Source organism: Blautia sp. 210820-DFI.6.14 (assembly GCF_020558815.1).
GTDB lineage: Bacteria > Bacillota > Clostridia > Lachnospirales > Lachnospiraceae > Blautia_A > Blautia_A obeum.
In genome coordinates this window covers 1-4,599 of record NZ_JAJCKS010000055.1, presented here as the reverse complement: position 1 = coordinate 4,599, position 4,599 = coordinate 1, and the positions used below count along the sequence as shown (strand labels likewise).

The following is a 4,599-nucleotide window of genomic DNA, read 5'->3' as shown; positions in this document are numbered from 1 at the left end:
CAAAAATATACTGTAAAATCAAGGTTTTTCAGAATTTTGCTAAGGTAGTGCCGTGGCAGATAAAGAGTACTTTTATCATTTTGTAGTTATGCCTCCTTATGCTGACTTATGCGGATTTATGCAGGATTTACGCGGGTTTCCGGATTTCTGGTATTTTACTCTAACTCCTCACAACTCTGTATATCTCTGCATATCTCTGACGTCATTCATGTTAAAAATCATGTTAAATTAAAACTTCATAACATGGACTGTTTTTAGCCATTTTTCGCCATCTTCTCAACCTCATCCTCAGCGTCATCGAATCCGATATGCGTGTACACATTCATTGTGACTGATATATCCGAATGCCCCATGAGGTACTGCAACGTCTTAGGATTCATTCCCGATTTTGCCATATTCGAACAATAGGTGTATCGGCATACATGTGGATGTGTCAAGTATAGGAAAAAAAAATTTTATTTTTTTCTGCTGAAGACTATCTGACGCTCCCATCAGGTAGTCCCAGCACCTTTATTATCTTCTGATAAGTCATTCTTGTCCTGCTCAAGTTATCTCTGTTCCGAAAAAATATCGTCAAAATTCCATTCGATTTCAATTTCATCCTGACTATGAACACGGATCACCTTGATAATCTCACGCAGCTTCTCTGTATCGAACTTCTGAATTCCCAAGAAATCTTTTAGTTTTATTTTATCAGAAAGTTCATTTTGTTCAAGAAGCTTTTTACTATTCTTCGCATCTTCTATCTTTCGTTTTATTTCATCCAGCTGTCCGCTTATCTTTTCAGCTCTCTGCTTATACGAATCACGATCTATACGACCATCTTTGTAATCATCATAGAGCTTCATCTTTTCTGAGGTCAACTGTCGGCTCTGTTTTTGCAATTCTGCAGTATTGATCTCTTTGTCGTCGCATTGCCTGTTGGAAGATACTTTCTTTTCTTTTTCCAACATTGACGCTGCATACTGATGAACAAGCCCAAGGATCTCAATCTTTTCAGCTTCTGCAATCTGTGGTTCTTCATCAATATTTACTTTTCCAGCAATAAGAATATCGCTGTATTCTTCACTTATTTTTTCATAAGCCGATCCAATTCTACGGCAATAACCACACCAAGGTACCCAGAAATCAACCAAAACCAGCTTTTCCTTATGAATTAATTGTCCAAACTTTTCTTTATTTATATTTATTGATGTCATATTTTTAACCTCTTCTCCTATTTGAACTTAATATATCGCATAAAAGATCTTGCTTCTGTGATGATATCACAGAAAAGATAATTTACTTTATTACACTTCTTTTTATTTCTATTTATGGCATATGCCAGTTATATAATTGACGCGTCTAAAAAAAGCAAGTATACTATGTTCGTAAAGGAGATAACGGTTATGAACTTCGAAAATTGTTTTCCACTATGGAATGACTTAAATACAGCACAGAAAAAAATAATTTCAGACAATTTAATCACACAGTATGTAAAAAAAGGGACAATCATTCACAATGGAAACCTGGATTGCACTGGATTATTACTGGTTAAATCCGGGCAGCTTCGAACCTACATACTTTCAGATGAAGGACGAGAGATTACACTTTACCGTCTATTCGATATGGATATGTGTCTTTTATCCGCCTCATGTATCATACGCTCCATTCAATTTGAAGTAACCATTGAAGCAGAAAAAGATACTGATCTTTGGATCATCCCTGCTGAAATCTATAAGGACATTATGAAGGAATCTGCTCCCGTCGCAAACTATACCAATGAGTTAATGGCCACCCGTTTTTCTGATGTCATGTGGCTGATTGAACAAATCATGTGGAAGAGTTTGGATAAGCGTGTTGCTTCATTTCTTTTAGAAGAGACCTCTATCGAAGGAACAAACGAGCTGAAAATCACTCATGAGACGATTGCTAATCATCTTGGTTCCCACAGGGAAGTTATCACTCGAATGCTCCGATACTTTCAAGAAGAAGGACTCGTCAGACTCTCCCGCGGAAAAATCACAATCCTTGATTCGAAAAGACTGGAAACACTACAAAAATCATAAAAATATTTTGTTTATTTCTAATAATCCATACCGCATGCATATGTCCTTTCGATCAGCGCACGGTCATTAACCACTGCATCATAGAAACGGAATCCGCCGGAGAAGTTGTATGTTTCATATCCATTTCCTTCCAGAATACGGCTCGCAATATAACTGCGCAGACCACTCTGGCATATCAGATACACAGGCTTTCCTTTCTCAATTTCATTGATCCGTTCCCTCAGTTCATCTACAGGAATATTTTTGAATCCATCCATATGTCCCCTGCTAAATTCATCTACCGTTCTCACATCCAGCAACACAGCACTTTTATCTTTAGAAATCTTATCCATATCTTCCAAATGCCATTGTTTTAAGGTTCCTTTTGCTATATTGTCTATCATGAATCCAGCCATATTTACAGGATCCTTGGCAGAAGAATAAGGTGGTGCATATGCGAGATCCAAATCTTTCAGCTGGGTTGCCTTCAGCCCTGCATGGATTGCTGTTGCCAGCACATCAATACGTTTATCAACTCCTTCATATCCAATAATCTGAGCACCAAGCAAACGATAGCTCTCTTTTTCAAAAACCACCTTCATGGTCATCACTTTTCCACCAGGATAGTAACCGGCATGACTCATAGGAGAAAGAATTACTGTATCTACCTCTAATCCTGACTTTTTGGCATTGGTTTCATTGATACCTGTAGTGGCTGCTGTCATATCAAACACTTTGATAACGGAGCTTCCCTGACTGCCCAAGTAACGACTATCACCGCCACAAATATTATCAGCAATGATCCTTCCCTGTTTATTGGCAGGTCCCGCTAAAGAGATTAACGCATCATTGCCAGTAACATAATGTTTTACCTGAACTGCATCACCTGCAGCATAAATATCCGGTACAGAAGTTTCCATTCTGTCATTCACTACAATACTTTCCTTAATGCCAAGTTCCAGACCGGCTTTTTTTGCTAGTGCTGTGTCTGGTGTGACGCCGATTGCCAGCACCACCATATCAGCCTGAAGAGATGGATTATCTTTCAATAGAACCTCCACTTTATTGTCTTTTTCTTTAAATCCTTCTACTGTATAGCCCAATACCAGTTTTACTCCATGCTTTCTCATTTCATTATGGATCATGGATGCCATATCCGGATCAAAAGGATTCATCAGCTGCTTAGGTCGCTGTACAATCGTAACATCCATGCCAAGCTCCCTCAAATTTTCTGCCAGCTCTAAACCAATAAAACCGCCACCAGCCAACACAGCAGATTTTGGATGATTCTTATTAATATATTCCTTTATCAGAAAAGTATCTTCTACTGTACGAAGTGTAAAAAGCTTATCAATACCTACTCCAGGAAGCCTCGGCTGTGTTGGCTTTGCACCTGGAGAAAGGATCAGCTTATCATAGTTTTCTTCAAATATCTCACCATTCTCCAAATTTTTCACTGAAACTGTTTTACGATCCGGATGTATGGAGATAACTTCATGATGAATTTTCATATTGATATGGAAACGTTTAAAAAAACTCACTGGTGTCTGTAATGTAAGTTCTTCCGGATCTGTGATCACGTCTCCAATATAATATGGAAGCCCACAATTCGCATAGGATATGTATCCGGATCTTTCAAACACAGTAATTTCTGCATGTTCATCCAGTCTTCGTATTCTTGCTGCAGCTGTAGCTCCTCCGGCTACACCGCCTATGATTATTACCTTCATCTTATTTTTCCACCTTTCCTGAATAATCAGCAATGCCACCGATATTATTTACTTTAGAATATCCCATTCGTTGCAACAACCCTATTGCTTGACGACTTCGGGCTCCGGAATAACAGTATACAAACAGTGGAATTTCTGTATTCTTCACTACTGAAACAACATTGTTAAGTTGTTGTAACGATACATTTTTACTTTCTGGTATATGCCCTTCCTGATATTCCTGCGAAGTACGTACATCCAGCAGAACTGCACCAGCAGTCCTTTTATATTCCTCTATCCCTTGATTAATATTCGCCTGTTTAAGGAAATCAAAAAATCCCATTAGTGCACCTCCTCCTTAAAGCATTTCTAAAATTGCATTCTTAGGTCTCGCACCTGAAACCTGTTGTACGATCTTCCCATTCTTCATAACCACCAAAGTTGGGATACTCATAATACTAAATTCACTTGCCAGTTCAGGCTGCTCATCCACATTGATTTTACCAACTTTGATATCAGGGCGTTCACCTGCAATCTCCTCTATGATAGGAACCACCATACGACAAGGAGCACACCAAGGCGCCCAAAAATCCAAAAGGACAGTTTTATCAGAATTCATTACTTCGTTTTGAAAATTATTTTTATTGATATTAATTGCAGTCATTTTATAATCCTCCCTATCATTTCTTTGTGGCTTTATTATAATCTGAATTTTATTTCTTTTCTGTGATGACATCACCATACCACATTGACTTAACTTCTTGCCATACCATCTACACTTAGTATAACACCTGTAATATAACTCGCTTCATCTGAAGCAAGAAACACAAACGCATTGGCAATATCTTCTGGCTGTCCAAGAC

General features: G+C 38.3%; 6 protein-coding genes and 1 pseudogene. 1 reads left to right on the top strand and 6 read right to left on the bottom strand.

All coding sequences use genetic code 11. The features are described from left to right. Nucleotides 1-254: 254 nt before the first annotated feature. Nucleotides 255-428, bottom strand: a pseudogene (locus tag LI112_RS17530) (tyrosine-type recombinase/integrase); the annotation flags it as partial. A 120-nt stretch (nucleotides 429-548) separates the two neighbouring features. Further along, nucleotides 549-1,199 (bottom strand): co-chaperone YbbN, encoded by a 651-nt coding sequence (locus tag LI112_RS17525; RefSeq protein ID WP_227191183.1) that lies wholly within the window; start codon nucleotides 1,197-1,199, stop codon nucleotides 549-551. A 165-nt stretch (nucleotides 1,200-1,364) separates the two neighbouring features. Here LI112_RS17525 and LI112_RS17520 point away from each other — a divergent pair, with 165 nt between their 5' ends. Then, nucleotides 1,365-2,048, top strand: a complete 684-nt coding sequence (locus LI112_RS17520; protein WP_227191182.1) for a Crp/Fnr family transcriptional regulator — start codon at nucleotides 1,365-1,367, stop codon at nucleotides 2,046-2,048. Between the two features lie 17 nt (nucleotides 2,049-2,065). On the opposite strand, the gene LI112_RS17515 is transcribed toward LI112_RS17520, so the two are convergent. The 4 genes from LI112_RS17515 to LI112_RS17500 form a co-directional block, all read right to left on the bottom strand. Further along, complete coding sequence (locus LI112_RS17515; protein ID WP_227191181.1) at nucleotides 2,066-3,757, bottom strand: FAD-dependent oxidoreductase; 1,692 nt, start codon at nucleotides 3,755-3,757, stop codon at nucleotides 2,066-2,068. A gap of 1 nt (nucleotide 3,758) precedes the next feature. Beyond that, nucleotides 3,759-4,079, bottom strand: coding sequence for a rhodanese-like domain-containing protein (locus LI112_RS17510; protein ID WP_227191180.1), 321 nt, complete (start codon nucleotides 4,077-4,079; stop codon nucleotides 3,759-3,761). A gap of 15 nt (nucleotides 4,080-4,094) precedes the next feature. Beyond that, complete coding sequence (gene trxA / locus LI112_RS17505) at nucleotides 4,095-4,400, bottom strand: thioredoxin (protein WP_138344518.1); 306 nt, start codon at nucleotides 4,398-4,400, stop codon at nucleotides 4,095-4,097. Between the two features lie 89 nt (nucleotides 4,401-4,489). Continuing rightward, the coding region (locus LI112_RS17500; protein WP_138344519.1) for an SDR family oxidoreductase at nucleotides 4,490-4,599 on the bottom strand (110 nt) is incomplete at its 5' end.

Coding starts and splice junctions, on each gene's coding strand:
- LI112_RS17525 (WP_227191183.1), bottom strand. CDS start 1,199: ATGACATCAATAAATATAAATAAAGAAAAGTTTGGACAATTAATTCAT.
- LI112_RS17520 (WP_227191182.1), top strand. CDS start 1,365: ATGTTCGTAAAGGAGATAACGGTTATGAACTTCGAAAATTGTTTTCCA.
- LI112_RS17515 (WP_227191181.1), bottom strand. CDS start 3,757: ATGAAGGTAATAATCATAGGCGGTGTAGCCGGAGGAGCTACAGCTGCA.
- LI112_RS17510 (WP_227191180.1), bottom strand. CDS start 4,079: ATGGGATTTTTTGATTTCCTTAAACAGGCGAATATTAATCAAGGGATA.
- trxA (WP_138344518.1), bottom strand. CDS start 4,400: ATGACTGCAATTAATATCAATAAAAATAATTTTCAAAACGAAGTAATG.